General features: G+C 67.6%; 16 protein-coding genes and 1 tRNA gene. 10 read left to right on the top strand and 7 right to left on the bottom strand.

All coding sequences use genetic code 11. From position 1 onward, the window contains the following. Positions 1-2: 2 nt before the first annotated feature. Positions 3-1,148, bottom strand: coding sequence for a helix-turn-helix transcriptional regulator (locus GEM_RS07440; RefSeq protein WP_014896802.1), 1,146 nt, complete (start codon positions 1,146-1,148; stop codon positions 3-5). A gap of 303 nt (positions 1,149-1,451) precedes the next feature. Here GEM_RS07440 and GEM_RS07435 point away from each other — a divergent pair, with 303 nt between their 5' ends. The 5 genes from GEM_RS07435 to GEM_RS31775 all read left to right on the top strand — a co-directional run bounded on the left by GEM_RS07435 (position 1,452) and on the right by GEM_RS31775 (position 5,594). Next, a complete protein-coding gene (locus GEM_RS07435) occupies positions 1,452-2,498 on the top strand; it encodes a porin (RefSeq protein ID WP_014896801.1) in 1,047 nt (348 codons plus the stop codon). 22 nt (positions 2,499-2,520) lie between these two features. Continuing rightward, the gene (locus GEM_RS07430; protein ID WP_014896800.1) at positions 2,521-3,738 is read left to right on the top strand and encodes an MFS transporter; all 1,218 of its coding nucleotides are present in this window, start codon (positions 2,521-2,523) and stop codon (positions 3,736-3,738) included. Between the two features lie 22 nt (positions 3,739-3,760). Then, a complete protein-coding gene (locus GEM_RS07425) occupies positions 3,761-4,870 on the top strand; it encodes a class II histone deacetylase (protein WP_041490631.1) in 1,110 nt (369 codons plus the stop codon). Between the two features lie 101 nt (positions 4,871-4,971). Next, the gene (locus GEM_RS07420) at positions 4,972-5,202 is read left to right on the top strand and encodes a hypothetical protein (RefSeq protein ID WP_014896798.1); all 231 of its coding nucleotides are present in this window, start codon (positions 4,972-4,974) and stop codon (positions 5,200-5,202) included. A gap of 116 nt (positions 5,203-5,318) precedes the next feature. Then, on the top strand, positions 5,319-5,594 hold the full coding sequence (locus GEM_RS31775; RefSeq protein WP_014896797.1) for a hypothetical protein: 276 nt from the start codon (positions 5,319-5,321) through the stop codon (positions 5,592-5,594). Between the two features lie 166 nt (positions 5,595-5,760). On the opposite strand, the gene GEM_RS07410 is transcribed toward GEM_RS31775, so the two are convergent. Further along, positions 5,761-5,847, bottom strand: a tRNA-Leu gene (locus tag GEM_RS07410). 238 nt (positions 5,848-6,085) lie between these two features. On the opposite strand from GEM_RS07410, the gene hpnD reads away from it, so the two are divergent. Beyond that, the gene (hpnD, locus tag GEM_RS07405) at positions 6,086-6,919 is read left to right on the top strand and encodes a presqualene diphosphate synthase HpnD (protein WP_014896796.1); all 834 of its coding nucleotides are present in this window, start codon (positions 6,086-6,088) and stop codon (positions 6,917-6,919) included. Positions 6,920-6,943: 24 nt separating this feature from the next. Here the strand turns inward: hpnD and GEM_RS07400 are convergent, their stop codons facing one another. From GEM_RS07400 to GEM_RS07390, 3 genes are all read right to left on the bottom strand, one after another. After that, positions 6,944-8,164 carry a DUF1501 domain-containing protein gene (locus tag GEM_RS07400; RefSeq protein WP_014896795.1) on the bottom strand — a complete coding sequence of 407 codons (1,221 nt, stop codon included), beginning with the start codon at positions 8,162-8,164 and terminating at the stop codon, positions 6,944-6,946. 67 nt (positions 8,165-8,231) lie between these two features. After that, positions 8,232-9,734 (bottom strand): DUF1800 domain-containing protein, encoded by a 1,503-nt coding sequence (locus tag GEM_RS07395; protein WP_014896794.1) that lies wholly within the window; start codon positions 9,732-9,734, stop codon positions 8,232-8,234. A gap of 133 nt (positions 9,735-9,867) precedes the next feature. Continuing rightward, positions 9,868-10,146, bottom strand: a complete 279-nt coding sequence (locus GEM_RS07390; RefSeq protein WP_014896793.1) for a hypothetical protein — start codon at positions 10,144-10,146, stop codon at positions 9,868-9,870. Positions 10,147-10,404: 258 nt separating this feature from the next. On the opposite strand from GEM_RS07390, the gene ompR reads away from it, so the two are divergent. The 4 genes from ompR (at position 10,405) to GEM_RS07370 (ending at position 13,883) form a co-directional block, all read left to right on the top strand. Further along, positions 10,405-11,139, top strand: coding sequence for a two-component system response regulator OmpR (gene ompR / locus GEM_RS07385; protein ID WP_004192636.1), 735 nt, complete (start codon positions 10,405-10,407; stop codon positions 11,137-11,139). A gap of 40 nt (positions 11,140-11,179) precedes the next feature. Continuing rightward, positions 11,180-12,541 (top strand): ATP-binding protein, encoded by a 1,362-nt coding sequence (locus GEM_RS07380; RefSeq protein WP_014896792.1) that lies wholly within the window; start codon positions 11,180-11,182, stop codon positions 12,539-12,541. Between the two features lie 189 nt (positions 12,542-12,730). After that, positions 12,731-13,279, top strand: a complete 549-nt coding sequence (locus tag GEM_RS07375; protein WP_014896791.1) for a peroxiredoxin — start codon at positions 12,731-12,733, stop codon at positions 13,277-13,279. A gap of 76 nt (positions 13,280-13,355) precedes the next feature. Further along, a complete protein-coding gene (locus GEM_RS07370; protein WP_014896790.1) occupies positions 13,356-13,883 on the top strand; it encodes a carboxymuconolactone decarboxylase family protein in 528 nt (175 codons plus the stop codon). A gap of 176 nt (positions 13,884-14,059) precedes the next feature. On the opposite strand, the gene ispF is transcribed toward GEM_RS07370, so the two are convergent. Both ispF and ispD read right to left on the bottom strand, forming a co-directional pair. Beyond that, entirely contained in the window at positions 14,060-14,545 is a 486-nt protein-coding gene (ispF, locus tag GEM_RS07365; protein ID WP_014896789.1) for a 2-C-methyl-D-erythritol 2,4-cyclodiphosphate synthase, read from the bottom strand. Positions 14,546-14,573: 28 nt separating this feature from the next. Continuing rightward, positions 14,574-15,284, bottom strand: coding sequence for a 2-C-methyl-D-erythritol 4-phosphate cytidylyltransferase (gene ispD / locus GEM_RS07360; RefSeq protein WP_041490477.1), 711 nt, complete (start codon positions 15,282-15,284; stop codon positions 14,574-14,576). Positions 15,285-15,315: the final 31 nt, after the last annotated feature.

Here is a 15,315-nt window from a genome sequence, read left to right as displayed (position 1 = left end):
ATTCAACGCGGCGCACCGCTCGCCTCTGCCGGCTCGTCGTCGGACGCGCTGCCCGTCGCACCCAGCACGCCGGCAATCTGGCTCTTGTCATGCATGCCGAGCTTGCGGTACGCGCAGCGCAGGTAGTGGCGCACCGTCGTCGGCGAAATCGCCATCTGCTGCGCGACCTCCTTGTGCGAACGCCCGGCGCCGTAAAAGCGGATCGCTGCCAGCTCGCGCGGGCTCAGCCGGTCGAGCAGCGAGCGCGGCCGCGCCTCGATCTGGAACAACCCCGCGACGGGCACGCACTGGATGCGCAACGCATCGCCGATGAACGGCTGGCCCGCCTGGCGCCGCACATGCGCGACCAGCGGCGCCGGCACGCGCGGGCCCGTCCACGCCGGCCATTCGGTCCGCAGCACGTCGTCGAAGCCGTGATCGGCGTGATGCAGCACGCCGAAGTTGTCGCACAGCGCACGCGCCGCCGGCGCCACCGCATCGCCGCGCTCGCGCGTGAGCTGCGCGGCGCGATTAATCGTGAGCGCGGCCGCGAGATGCGGAATCACTTCCTCGAAGCGGCTCGCGTCGTCGTCGCTGAACGGGCGATTCAGGCCCTGGCGGTAGATCGACATGAACGTCGTCAGCCCGAAGCGGCGATCGAGCGTGCACACGCACATCAACTGCGCCAGCCCGTACTTCACGCACCAGTCGCGAAACCGCGCGTCGAACCCCGGTTCGACGACCGACAGTCGGACCGCGCGGCCGTGCGCGCCGAGCAGCGTGCGATGCGCGAGCGGATCGCAGTCGCGCACGCGTTTCCAGTCGCCGAAAAACGCATGCGGGAGACGGTACAGGAAACTGTTGTGCATCACCGGGCCGGTCGCCGCGTGCGTCGCGACGCCGGTCCATGCGGCGTCGAACGGGATGAGCGCCTGCAGCAGCGAAAAAAAACGGCCCTCGAACTCACCGATGCCCGACTGCGCGGCCACCGCATACAGATCGAGCAACATCAGGCCGAGTTCGCGCCGCGATGCGTCACCGCGCGTGACGCCGTCGAAATCGGCACGGCGGGGCGGCAGCGGCCGCCATGCGGATTCGTCGAGCACGATCGCGGCCGGCACGTCGCGCAGCGCGTCGAGATCCTGCCCGATATCCGTCGTGATCCTCACCTTCCGCTCCCCTGCCCGATCGGGCCGCTGATGCGCGCAACGCAGACCGGCCGATTATAGCGACCGGCATTTTTGGCGGGTCCCGCTACCGGACCCCGCGGCAACCCCATCCATTTGAACGGTGCGCGACGCGTTGCTGCTGCGCAGCACGCCGCGCTGCGGCGTGGCGGCACGTCCATGCCGCTCACCGCGGGTTTTCCATACCGTTCATCTGCACGACTGTTCGGCGGCTTTCCCGCTACGGACACTGCGTCGCGACAACACCAACGACAAACCGATGCAGGACGGTATGGAGAACCCGACGTGACGAAACCCCGCTTGATCCGTGCGGCCGCGGCCGCCGCGACGCTCGCCGCGTGCAGCGCTGCCGCGCACGCGCAATCGACGCTCACGCTGTACGGCGCGCTCGACGCCGGCGTGCAGTATCTGACGCATGCCGACGGACGGCACGCGGCCGTGCAGTTGCAGAACTACGGCATCCTGCCGTCGCAGATCGGCCTCAAGGGTCACGAGGATCTCGGCGGCGGCTGGCGCGCGCTGTTCAGGCTCGAACAGGGCCTCAACGTCAACGACGGCACCGCGACCGTCCCCGGCTTTGCATTCTTCCGCGGCGCGTACGTGGGTGTCGCGGGCCCGGTCGGCACCGTCACGCTCGGCCGGCAGTTCAGCGTGCTGTTCGACAAGACGCTGTTCTACGACCCGCTGTGGTACGCGTCGTACAGCGGCCAGGGCGTGATCGTGCCGATCACGGCGAACTTCATCGACCACTCGGTCAAGTACCAGTCGCCGACGTTCGCCGGCTTCGACGTCGAGGCGCTCGCCGCGACGGCCGGCGTCGCCGGCAATACCCGCGCCGGACGCGTGCTCGAACTCGGTGGCCAGTACACGAGCAACGGCCTGTCGGTCAGCGCGGTACTGCATCAGGCGCACGGCGACGCATCGGCAGCCGACGACGCGTCCGCACGCCGCCGCGAACTCGGCACGCTCGCCGCGCGTTACGCCTTTGCGACGCTGCCGCTCACCGTCTACGCGGGCGTGGAGCGCCTGACAGGTGACCTCGACGCGGCACGCACGATCGTCTGGGGCGGCGCCCGGTATCTGACGGCGGGTGGAATCGGGCTGAACGCGGGCGTCTATCACACCAATTCGCACACGCCGGCGATCGGCCATCCGACGCTGTTCATTGCGAGCACCACCTATGCGCTGTCGAAACGCACCGTCGCGTACGTGAACCTCGGCTATGCGCGCAACAGCGGCCAGAGCTCGCAGACCGTCTACGAATACGACCCGACGCCGCTCGCCGGTGCGTCCCAGTTCGGCGCGATGGTCGGCATGTACCACCTGTTCTGATTCCCTCCAGCGAGATCCCGCCATGAAAACCCTTTGCTCCGATGCCGCGCTGCCGTCCGACGGCCGCGCGTCGACTTTCGCACGCTCGACGCTCGTCGCGCTCGTCGTGTTCGCGGCCATCACGCCGCTCTTGCTGCTCGTCGCGCCGGCCGTCGCCGGTCAGCTCGCGACACAGCTCGGGCTGTCAGCGTCGCAGATCGGCACTTACTTCTTCGTCGAACTCGGCGCGTTCAGCCTCGCGACCGTACCGTCGTACCTGTGGCTCGGCCGCGTCGACGCGCGTCGCGTCGCCGCATGCGCAATTGCGCTGTTCGGCGCGGGCAACCTGCTGACCGCGCTGTGGATGCCGGGTTTCGTCGCGCTGCTCGCGCTGCGCGCCGTCACCGCGCTCGGCGGCGGCTCGCTGATGGTGCTCTGCATGACCAGCGCGGCCACGAGCGAGAACAGCGACCGCGTGTACGGGCTGTGGGTCGTCGGCCAGTTGATCGCAGGTGCGATCGGCCTGTTCGTGCTGCCTCACGTGTTCGCCGCGTTCGGGCTGCGTGCGCTGTATGTCGCGCTGGCTGCGCTCGCGCTGCTTGCGGCACCGCTGTCGCGCGGCTTTCCGGCGACGCTCGGTGCACGGACCGTGTCGGTACAAGCCGCGCGCGGCGCCGCGACGCATACGCCGCGACACTTCGTGGCGCTCGCGATCGGCGCGGTGCTGACGTTCTATCTCGCGATCGGCAGCGTGTGGACCTTCGCGAGCCGCGCCGCAGCCGAGGCCGGACTCGATCCGCAGTCGACCGGCAACGTGCTCGCGATCGCGAGCGTGATGGGGATCGCCGGCGCGGCCCTCGCGTCGTGTGCGGGCGGCCGGCTTGCGCGGCGCGCGATGCTGGCCGCCGGTTACGCGCTGCTCGCGGCGGCGCTGGTTGCGCTCGCCGCGATGTCGCATGCGAGCGGCTACAGCGCCGCGATCTTCGCGTTCAAGTTCGCGTGGACCTTCGTGCTGCCGTTCATTCTCGCGACCGTCGCGCAGATCGACACGTCCGGGCGTCTCGTCGCGACGCTCAATTTCGTGATCGGCGCGGGCCTCGCGGCCGGCCCGCTGCTCGCCGGGCTGATGCTCGATGCCGGCGGCACGATGCATGCGCTGTTCGCGGCCGCGACGGCCGTCGCGATCGCGTCGTTCGCCGCACTGCGCCATATCGATCGCCGCGCGCGTACTGTCGCGGCTTCCGTTTCCTCCCAACCGTGACAGGTCCAGCACATCCATGAATCTGAATCGCACTGCCTTCTTCACCGACGAACGCACCTTCTGGCACACCGGCGGCACGCACGCGCTGTTCTTCCCGGTCGGCGGCTGGGTCCAGCCGCCGTCGAGCGCCGGCTACGCGGAATCGCCCGATTCGAAGCGCCGCCTCCTGTCGCTCGTTCAGGCGTCGGGGCTCGCCGCGCAACTCGACATGCGCGGCGCAGCGCCGGCCACGACCGGCGATCTGCTGCGCATTCATCCTGCGAGCTATCTCGACGCCTTTCGCGCGCTCAGCGACGCGAACGGCGGCGATCTCGGCGATCTCGCGCCGTTCGGCAAGGGCAGCTACGAGATCGCCGCGCTGTCCGCGGGCCTTGCGATCGCGGCGGTCGATGCGGTCGTCACGGAACGCGCGGCCAACGCGTTCTCGCTATCGCGGCCGCCCGGTCATCACTGCCTGCGCGATCGCCCGATGGGCTTCTGCCTGCTCGCGAACATCCCGATCGCGATCGAGGCCGCGCGCGCGCAGCATGGCATCGACCGCGTCGCGGTGATCGACTGGGACGTGCACCACGGCAACGGAACGCAATCGATCTACTATGACGATCCTGACACGCTCACGATCTCGCTGCATCAGGACCGCTGCTTCCCGCCCGGCTACAGCGGCGGCGGCGACCGCGGCGAAGGCGCGGGCGTCGGTGCGAACCTGAACGTGCCGCTGCTCGCGGGCAGCGGCGACGACGCATACCGCTACGCATTCGAGCGGATCGTGCTGCCGGCGCTGGAACAGTTCCGCCCGGAGCTGATCATCGTCGCGAGCGGCCTCGATGCGAGCGCGGTCGATCCGCTCGCGCGCATGCAACTCCATACCGACAGCTACCGGTTCATGACGCGCGCGGTGAAGAAGGCCGCGCAGCGCCACTGCGGCGGGCGGCTCGTGATCGTTCACGAAGGCGGCTATTCGGAGGCCTATGTGCCGTTCTGCGGGCTCGCGATCGTCGAGGAACTGGCCGGCCTGCGCACCGAGGTTGCCGATCCGATGCTCGACCTCGCGATCGCGCAGCAGCCGGGCGAGCGGTTCGTCACGTTCCAGCGCGAACTGCTCGACGAACTGGCCGTGTCGTTCGGGTTGTAACGCGCGCTGACAAACGATACCGGGCCGGCGTGCGCCGGCCCTTGCGCGATCGGTGCGGATGGGGTTTCCTGTGCTTTTACACCTGCCAGGCCTCTCTTCAGATGAAATCGTCTCCGCGCGAACCCGACACCAACGACAAAGCGCGCCGCCAGCCCTCAAAGCTGGCACTGAACATCGCCGCCGTGCTGGTCGGCCTCGTCACGTTCGCGATCGGCGCGGCGTGGGTGATCTATAGCTGGATCGTCGATCGCGAAGCGCAGTATTTCGCGATTCCGCTGGTGTTTTCGGTACCGGTGATCGTGGCGGTCGCAGTGAGGAGTTTCTGGGATTAGGCGCGCCTGAAACGACAAAGCGCCGCGGTCGGTCGACGCGCGGCGCTTGCTTGTCGAACGACGCAGCGCTCATCTACGAGCCATTTGCAGGCCGGCATGCGTTCGCGGATTGTTGCATGCTGCCCTTCGATACAACACTGAGCGCGGAAACAGCCAGCACCGTACCGACCGATTTCAGCACCGATTCCGTGGAAGGACGCTCACCGCCCGCGATCCGCCACCCCGCAGAAGTGGCAGTGGAACAGTCCAGCGGCTTCCGGGTGGTCGGCTCGGGCCTTGCGCTCCACGCGACGTTGTCGGCGGGCGTGGCCGCGACAGCCGGCATTGCCAGCATCAGCGCCAGAACGGCGATCGACATGCGGATGGTGTTGGTCATCGACGGCCCCGGTTGAACAGCCCGCGTGTATGAAAGGCATTGTTCATATTATACGTAGCCGGTTTACCGTGCCAGCGCGAACGGCATCATCCCGGCTGAAGGCCATCAACGAAAAAGCGCTGCGGGTCAGCCGACCGGCAGCGCTTGTTCGGGAACGGCCGTCAGGCGGCACGTTCGACTTCTGGTGCGTGAGGCCGGACTCGAACCGGCACACCCTTGCGGGCGTCAGGACCTAAACCTGGTGCGTCTACCAATTTCGCCACTCACGCGTATTTCCGTCACCTGACCGCGCGGCACGCAAGATGCGTTATCCACGCGCCCGGGCACTCTTCATGCCGGCTCGCGGCCGGCACGCCCGATCAGGCGAGCGCGAGATTCTACCCGATCTGCGCAGCATTGTCTCGCCCCGCCGGCGCCCGTCGGAGAGCGGTGCTAGAATGCCGCGCTCGACGTGCCGGCCACGCGCCGGCGCCCGCCCCCGAACCCGCCTCCGCCACGCTCCCACCCGTGAACTTCGACGACTACTGTCAGCAAAAGGCCGCCCCCGCGGGCTCCAGCGTCTACTACGCGCTGCGTCAGGCACCGCTCGCCGCCGAACCGCGCCTGACGGCCCTGTTCGCGCTGCGCCGCGAACTCGAGGAAACCGTCAAGGAAACCAGCGACCCGACCGTCGGACACACGAAGCTCGCGTGGTGGCACAAGGAACTCGCGGCACTCGCCGCCGGCGAGCCGTCGCACCCGGTCACGAAGGCACTCGCGCAACATCATCCGTCGATCGCGGCCGAAGCCGAACCGCTGCGCACGCTCGTCAACGGTTACGGGATGGACCTCGAACAGGCGCGCTACCTGGATTTCACGAACCTGCAGCGCTACATCGCGCAAGTCGGCGGCACCTTCGCATCGCTGGTCGCACGTGCGAGCGCCGCGAATCGGGCCGACCCGCAACCGTGGGCCGCGGACGCAGGCCGCGCGCTGATGCTCGCGCAGTTCGTGCAGGAACTCGGCAACGACGCGCGCCACGGCCGCATCTATCTGCCGATCGACGAACTGCAGCGCTACAACGTGACCGCGGCCGATCTGCTGAACGGCCGCTACAGCCCGGCCTTCACCGAGCTGCTGCAGTTTCAGACGGCCCGCGCACGCGAAGCGCTCACGGCCGCCGATGCGGCGATCCCCGCATCGGAACGTCGCGCGCAGCGCACGCTGCGAGCGCAGCTCGCACTGGCCGGTGCGCTGCTCGACGAAATCGAGCGTGACGGCTACCAGGTGTTGCACCAGCGCATCGCGCTGACGCCGATCCGCAAGCTGTGGATCGCGTGGCGCGCCGCGCGCCGCCGCTGACCTGCCCCGCAACCCACGCACACATCACGCCTTCAGCAACGGCAGCGTGTCGAAGCGCTGCTGGAGCACGCGCGTCGCATCGAGCCCCCACCACGGGCCGAGCACGGTCGCATACAGCTGGCGGAAATCGACCGCGACCGACAGGTTGCCGTTGCCGTCCAGCCGCCCGAGTGCCGGCGCCGCGCCGTACAGCCCGCCGGCCACGCGGCCGCCCATCACGAAATGCGGCGCGGCGGTGCCGTGATCGGTGCCGTTGCTCTGGTTCTCGCGCACGCGCCGCCCGAATTCCGCATACGTCATCACCAGCGTCTGGTTCCAGCGCCCGAGTTCGATCAGCGCGCCGCGCATCGCGCTCATCCCTTCCGCGAACTGCTTGAGCAGCGCGGCCTGCTGGCCCGGCTGGTTCTGATGCGTATCGAAACCGTTGAGCGTGAGCCGCAGCACCGCGACGCCGTCCTGCGCACCGGGCCCGGACGCTTCGCATGCGGCGAGCACCTGCATCGCGGTCTTCACCGAGGTACCGAACGCACCGGCCGGAAATGCCGTCCTGAACTCGCGCATCCCGCCGCGCGGGCGCAGCCGGTCGGCCGCCTTCACGATGTCGTTCTCGACGTCGATGATGTGCGCGAGCGCCGGGTTCTGCTCGCGCAGCGACGACGGCTCGGCAAGCCGCGCCGCACGGATGAACTGCGCGGGATTGACGAGCGCGATCGCACGCGCGCCGTTCGCGAGCGGCCCCATCTCGGCGCTGCCCAGCACGACGCCGTCCGCCGCGAAGCCGGGCGGCACCGGCGCCTGCGCAAACGTGCGCGTGAGCCAGCCTTCGTGCAGGTACTGGTCCGAGCGCGACGCGGTATCCCAGATCTCGATCGAGCGGAAATGCGACAGGTTCGGCTGCGGATAGCCGACGCCCTGCACGATCGCGACCTGTCCGTCGCGCCACAGCGGCATCAGCGGCGCGAGCGACGGATGCAGCCCCGTATGCGCGTCGAGCTGCAGCACCTGCTCGCGCTTGATGCCGATGCTGCGGCGGAACTGGTAGTAGAGCGGATCCGCATACGGCACCACCGTATTGAGACCGTCGTTGCCGCCCTTCAGCTCGATGAGGATCAGCACGTTCGCGTAGCCGGCCGCCGGTTGCCGCCCTGCCGCCGCCACCGATGCCGCCTCCACGGGCGGCTGCCACAACGACACGCCCGCCGCAGCCGCGGCGCCCGTCAGCGTCAGAAAATCACGTCGGTTCATCGCGCATCCTTTGGTTCACCGCCCGGCACCTGTGCCGCGCCGCCAACCCGATTCGGGTTCGTTTGAATCACTTCAGTTGATAGGCCGGATCCATCAGCAGCGCCTCGAGATACGCGCTGCCGGTCGAGTCCGTGTCGATTGCCGCGACCGGCGACACCGGCAGCACCGCGTGCTGCAGCTGAAGCTCGGCCGACAGTCCCGCGATCGCCTGCGGCCGCGTCCGGAACTGCGCGAGCCAGCGTTCGAGGTCGAACCGCAAGCCGCCGCGCGCGGGCTTGGCCGGCGCGCCGCGCATGCCGGCCGCGGACGCCGTGTCCGCCACCGGCATCGCTTGCGCACCGGCACTCGACGACGGCGGCGCCATCGCGTGCACGGGCTGCCGCATGCCGGCCGTCTCGGTCGCACGGAACAATTGCTCGACGAACTGCTTGCGCGCAAGCAGCGTCGTGCTGTTGATCCACAGCGCGCCACCCGGCCAGCCCTTCACGTTCGGCGGATAGAACAGGTTCTGCCCGAGCGTGCGCACGGTGTTCGCGAGCATCTGCGGATCGCTGTACGCGACATCGAACAGCCGCACCGACCCGACGACGAATTCGGCCGGCGACTTCACGAGCACGCCGCGGTTGCGCGGATCCCAGAACGCGTCGGTCGACCATAGCGCGGCGAGCGCCGCGCGTATGTCGTAGCCGCTCGCGCGAAACCGTTCAGCCACCGCATCGAGTGCGCCAGCGTCAGGCACATCGGACACGAACTCGCGCCACAGCTTGCCCGCGATGAAGCGTGCGGTGTCAGGCCGCTTCAGCAGGATGTCGAGAAAACCGTCGCCGTCGAACGGCCCCGTCTCGCCGAGAATCGTCTTGTCGCCCGCATCGTGCCATTCGGGCCGCACCGCGAAGCGCAGCGTATCGGGATCGACGCTCCAGCCAGTCATCGCGCGCGCGGCCTCGGTCACGTCGTGCTGCGTGTAATGCCCTTCGCCGAGCGTGAACAGCTCCATCACCTCGCGCGCGAAATTCTCGTTCGGGCGCTCCTTGCGATTGCTCGCGCCGTCGAGATACTGGAGCATCGCCGGATCCTTCGCGACCGCATGCAGCAGCACGCCGAAGTTGCCGAGCGCCTCGCGGCGGAACAGCGCGTTCTGCGCGGCCATCGTCTGCGGATACGGGACCTTGTCCTGCCCCGACGTGAAGTGCGCGTGCCAGAACAGCGTCATGCGCTCGGTAAGCGGCGACGGCGTCGTGACCATCTCGTTGATCCACGCCGCGCGCAACGCATCGTAGCGGCGATTGCGTTCACGCTGCTCGTCGCGCCGCATGTCGGGCGTCAGCGCCTGGCGCTGCGCACGAGTCGGCGGCAGCTCGGCGAGCCAGTCGGGCCAGGTCGTCACGGGTTCGCGGCGCACGTTGCCGAGCGCCTCGGCCACGACTTGCGCGCGCGTCATGCCGACGACGCGGGCGACCTCGGCCGGCGCGGGAGAAAAGCCGGTACGGCTCAGGAAGAACAGTGCATCGTCGGCGTCGAGCGGCGCCTGCATCGCGGGCGATGCCGGTGCGGCAGCGTTCGCTTTCATCGTCGTGGACTCCCGGAACGCACCGGTGGTGCGGATGCCGGTTCAACGGCAGGACGCGTGCGAAAGTTGACGGAAAAATTGCTACGGAATCTTTCCGCATGATGCGAAAGACCGCGCGTGTCAGCGCCTGGTGTCAGCGCTTGTACAACTCGCGAACGGCGTCCTCGATGTGCTGGCGCAGCAGGTGGCGTTCCTCGGGCGTCATGTGCCCGTCGCGGCGGTGCTGTTCGAGATCGGGAGGCACGGCGGAACGGACCACCATGTCGGCGGCGCGATCGGACTGCGGCGCTTTGCCGCGCGGCAGCTTGCGCGACGATGCGCCCTGCTCGGGGCGCTGCGCATACGCGAAGTTCGACGCATATGGACCGGCAAGTGCGATCGTCAGCATCAGTGCAATCCGGGCAGATCGCATGACCGTCCTCGCTTCTTTGGTCGATTTGTTCCCTTCGTCACGCGGCAACCGGTTACCTCTGGTACTTGAAAAACCCTGCGGAATTCGGGTGTACAAAGATGAAAGATGGAGTGCAGGGGAGTATCTACCGAATTTCGGCTTCGAGTAAAGGAATCTCTATAGCCTGCCTTTACTCCGCGCGACACTACGGGTAAATTTTGTAACGGACTGTAACGCATGAAATTGCGCGACCGTGTGTGATTTGCCATTCGCGATAAGATGCCACTCATGGAAACGAAAAACCCCTCCAAGATTCTCGTCGTCGACGACGACCCGCGCCTGCGCGATCTGCTGCGCCGCTATCTCGGCGAGCAGGGTTTCAACGTGTACGTCGCGGAGAACGCGACCGCGATGAACAAGCTCTGGGTGCGCGAGCGCTTCGACCTGCTCGTGCTCGACCTGATGCTGCCGGGCGAAGACGGCCTGTCGATCTGCCGCCGCCTGCGCGGCAGCAACGACCGCACGCCGATCATCATGCTCACCGCGAAGGGAGAGGATGTCGATCGTATCGTCGGCCTGGAGATGGGCGCCGACGACTACCTGCCGAAGCCGTTCAACCCGCGCGAACTCGTCGCGCGCATCCACGCGGTGCTGCGCCGCCAGGCGCCGGCCGAACTACCGGGCGCGCCGTCGGAAACCACCGAGGTATTCGAGTTCGGCGAGTTCTCGCTGAACCTCGCGACGCGCACGCTGACGAAGTCCGGCCAGGAAATTCCGCTGACCACCGGCGAATTCTCGGTGCTGAAGGTGTTCGCGCGTCATCCGCGCCAGCCGCTGTCGCGCGAGAAGCTGATGGAGCTCGCACGCGGCCGCGAATACGAAGTGTTCGACCGCAGCCTCGACGTGCAGATCTCGCGCCTGCGCAAGCTGATCGAACCGGATCCGGGCAGCCCGCGTTTCATCCAGACCGTCTGGGGCCTCGGCTACGTGTTCATCCCTGACGGCGCCGCCTGATCTTTTTCCTTTCCGGTTTCGCCCGTCCACGGCCCGTCCCATGCGTATCGACCGGCGCCTCCTGCAGCTCGCGTTCGGCGGGCTGTTCTGGCGCACCTTCCTGCTGATCGCGCTGCTGATCTCGGTCAGTCTCGCCGCGTGGTTCCAGAGCTTTCGCGTGATCGAGCGCGAGCCGCGCGCGCAGCGTGTCGCGCTCCAGCTCGTCGCGATCGTGAAGCTCACGCGCACCGCCCTGCTCTATTCCGATCCCGATTTGCGGCGCGCATTGCTGCAGGATCTCGAGAGCAACGAGGGCGTGCGCGTCTACCCGCGCGAAAAAACCGACAAGTTCAAGCTGCAGCCCGACGAATCGCTGAACCGCCTGATCGAACACGACATCCGCAGCCGTCTCGGCGACGATACCGTGATCGCGCAGTCGGTCAACGACATCCCGGGCGTGTGGATCAGCTTCAAGATCGACGACGACGATTACTGGGTCGCGCTGGACCGCGACCAGCTCGACAGCGTCACGGGCCTGCAATGGGCCGGCTGGGGCCTGTTCGCGCTCGCGCTGTCATTGTTCGGCTCGGCGTTCATCACGAGCCTCGTGAACCGGCCGTTCTCGCGGCTCGCGCTCGCCGCACGGCAGATCGGCTCGGGCCAGACACCCGAGCTGCTGCCCGAGCGCGGGATGGGCGTCGCGGCCGACACCAACCGCAGCTTCAACCAGATGGTGCGCGACCTCGAACAGCTCGAGGCCGATCGTGCGCTGATGCTCGCGGGCATCTCGCACGACCTGCGCACGCCGCTCGCGCGACTGCGACTCGAAACCGAGATGAGTCCGTCCGACCAGGCGACCAAGGACGCGATGGTCGACGACATCGAGCAGATGGACCGCATCATCGCGGCCTTCATCGACTATGCGCGCCCGACGCAGCGCAAGCCCGAGCCGGTCGACCTGTCGTCGATCGTGCAGGAAGTCGCTGCACGCGTAGCGGGCGAAGACGGCGTCGAGATTCGCACGCAGCTCGCGCCGACCGCCGTGATCGAAGCCGACGAAACCGACATGCGCCGCGTGATCGGCAACCTCGTCGAGAACGCGCGCAAATACGGGCAGAGCCGGCACGACGGCGTGTCGCGCATCACGCTCGAGACGCGCGTGACGCATGCGCGCGTCGAGCTGTCGGTGAGCGACGAGGGTCCCGGCATCCCCGAGGACCAGCTGCCGCTCGTGATGCGGCCGTTCTACCGCGTCGACACGGCGCGCACCAAGGCGGACGGCACGGGCCTCGGCATGGCGATCGTGCTGCGCCTCGTCGGCCGCTATCGCGGCGCGCTGCGCCTGCGCAACCGCAGCCCCGAAGCGGGCCTCGAAGTCACCCTCGAATTCCCCGGCGCCGGCAAGGCGCGTGCGACGGCGTGACGCGTTCGCGCACGGCTCGTGCGCGTCACACTATCGCCGCGGTTGAAAAAAACTATGGGAACCGTTAGCCAAAATCTATTGAAGCGCATTGCTAATAGTGTTATAGTGTTTCCCATGCTGTCACATCAACGTTGCAGCACCGAGGTAGCTTGACTCAGTCTTCTTCCCAACTCATACAGGAGTATCCGCATGAAAACCGTGGGCGATAAACTCGAAGCATTCACCGTCGTAGCCGCGAAGCCGGGCTTCAACAATCACGAGGAAAACGGCCAGTCGGCGTTCGAGACCATCACCGAAGCGTCGTTCCCGGGCAAGTGGAAGATCATCTACTTCTATCCGAAGGATTTCACGTTCGTGTGCCCGACGGAAATCGTCGAGTTCGCAAAGCTGACGAAGCAGTTCGAAGAGCGCGATGCCATCCTGCTCGGCGGCAGCTCGGACAACGAATTCGTGAAGCTCGCATGGCGCCGTGAGCACAAGGACCTGAACAAGCTGAACCATTACTCGTTCGGCGACGTCAAGGGCGAGCTGATCGACCAGCTCGGCGTGCGCGACAAGGAAGCCGGCGTGGCCCTGCGCGCGACGTTCATCGTCGATCCGGACAACACGATCCAGCACGTTTCGATCAACAACCTGAACGTCGGTCGTAACACGGACGAAATCCTGCGCATTCTGGACGGCCTGCAAACGGACGAACTGTGCCCGTGCAACCGCTCTGTCGGCGGCGCAACGCTGTAAGCGCATCGATGCACGAAGCCCGCGGCGCACGTCCTGCCTGCGGGCTTTTTTAACGGCCAACCCATAGGAGATATCAATGGAATTCATCGACTCGATTAAGGCACGTATCCCCGACTACGCGAAGGACATTCGCCTGAACCTCGACGGCACGATCTCGCGCTCGTCGCTCGAAGGCACCGATGCGGTCGGCGTCGCGCTGGCGGCGGCGGTCGCGGCCAAGAGCACGGTGCTCGTGAAGACGATCCGTGAAGCCGGCGTGCTGTCGCCCGAAGAGACGAACGCCGTGCTGACGGCGGCCGCGCTGATGGGGATGAACAACACCTGGTATCCGTATGTCGAGATGGCCGATGACGCCGACCTGAAGACGCAGCGCGCCGAGCTGCGGATGGGCGCGTATGCGTCGCACGGCGGTGTCGACAAGCGCCGGTTCGAGATGTACGCGCTCGCCGCGTCGATCGTCGGCAAGTGCCACTTCTGCGTGAAGTCGCACTATGCGCTGCTGAAGGACGAGCAAGGGATGACGACGACGCAGCTGCGTGACGTCGGCCGCATCGCGTCGGTGATCAACGCCGCCGCGCAGGTGATCGCCGCCGAAGGCGCGTAACCGGCGGCAGCGGCGGCAGCACGGCGCGGCGCGGCAGCCGATCGACGCCGCGCTGCACCGCTCCGGGCCGCAAAACGAAAATGCCACGCAAGCGCGTGGCATTTTTCATTCCGGCGGCGCAACCTGCGCGCCGGTTCGCGCCGGCATCAAACCGGCGTCGCACCAGCATCAAGCGCTCAAGCGCCCTGCTTCACCAGCAGCGCGGCGGCCTGCGCCTCGATGCCGTCGCCGCGGCCGAGATAGCCGAGCTTCTCGTTGGTCTTCGCCTTCACGTTCACGCGCTCGAGCGGCAGCCCGAGATCGGCCGCGATGTTCGCGCGCATCCCGTCGATATGCGGCGCCAGCTTCGGCGCCTGCGCGATCACGGTGCTGTCGACGTTCTGGATCGTGAAGCCGGCCGCCTTCACGCGGGCGACGCACTCGCGCAGCAGCACGCGGCTGTCCGCGCCCTTGAACGCCGCGTCGGTGTCGGAGAAATGACGACCGATGTCGCCGAGCGCCGCCGCGCCGAACAGCGCGTCGGTGATCGCGTGCAGCAGCACGTCCGCGTCCGAGTGGCCGAGCAGGCCGCGCTCGTACGGAATCGTCACGCCGCCGATGATGAGGGGGCGCCCCGGGACGAGCTTGTGCACGTCGTAGCCTTGTCCGATTCTGAAATCCATGCGTATTCCGGTTGAGATGAGGTGAAAGTCAGGAAGCGTTCGCGGGGCGCGCGAGGATCGCCTCCGCGAGCGCGAAATCTTCCGGGTACGTGACCTTGAAGTTGCGCAGGCTGCCCTGCACGACGCGCGGCGTATGGCCGGCCCATTCGATCGCGCTGGCCTCGTCGGTCAGGTCGTGCCCTTCCCGCTGCGCGCGCAGGATCGCGTCGCGCAGCATGCCGATGCGGAACATCTGCGGCGTCTGCGCCTGCCACAGCGCGTCGCGCGACTCGGTGCGCGCGATCGCATCGCCGCCGGCCGGCACGCGCTTGAGGGTATCGGCCACCGGCAGCGCGACGATGCCGCCCACCGGGTCGTCCTTCAGCGTCGCGACCAGGGTGCGGATCAGCTCCGGCGTGATACCGGGGCGCGCGGCGTCGTGCACGAGCACCCAGTCGTGGTCGGTCGCGCCGAATTCGGCCAGTTCGAGCAGCCCGTTCAGCACCGACGCCTGGCGCGAGCCGCCGCCGCAGCGGCGCACCGCGAAGCGCAGGCCCGCGAAGCGGCGCGCGTCGAAGTGCGTGTCGTCGGGCGCGAGGACGACGAGCGTCTGCGCGAATTCGCTGCACGCGTCGAACGCGGCGAGCGTGTAATGCAGGAGCGCGCGGCCGGCCAGCGTGCGGTATTGCTTCGGCACGGCCGAACCGGAACGGCTGCCCGTGCCGGCGCAAGGAATCAGGGCGAAAAGTCGGGGAGTCACGAAAGGGAAACGCCGGAAAGATGAAATCGAG

Origin of the sequence: Burkholderia cepacia GG4 (assembly GCF_000292915.1) — a bacterium.
Taxonomy (GTDB): domain Bacteria; phylum Pseudomonadota; class Gammaproteobacteria; order Burkholderiales; family Burkholderiaceae; genus Burkholderia; species Burkholderia cepacia_D.
This window is presented reverse-complemented; position numbering and strand designations above follow the sequence as displayed.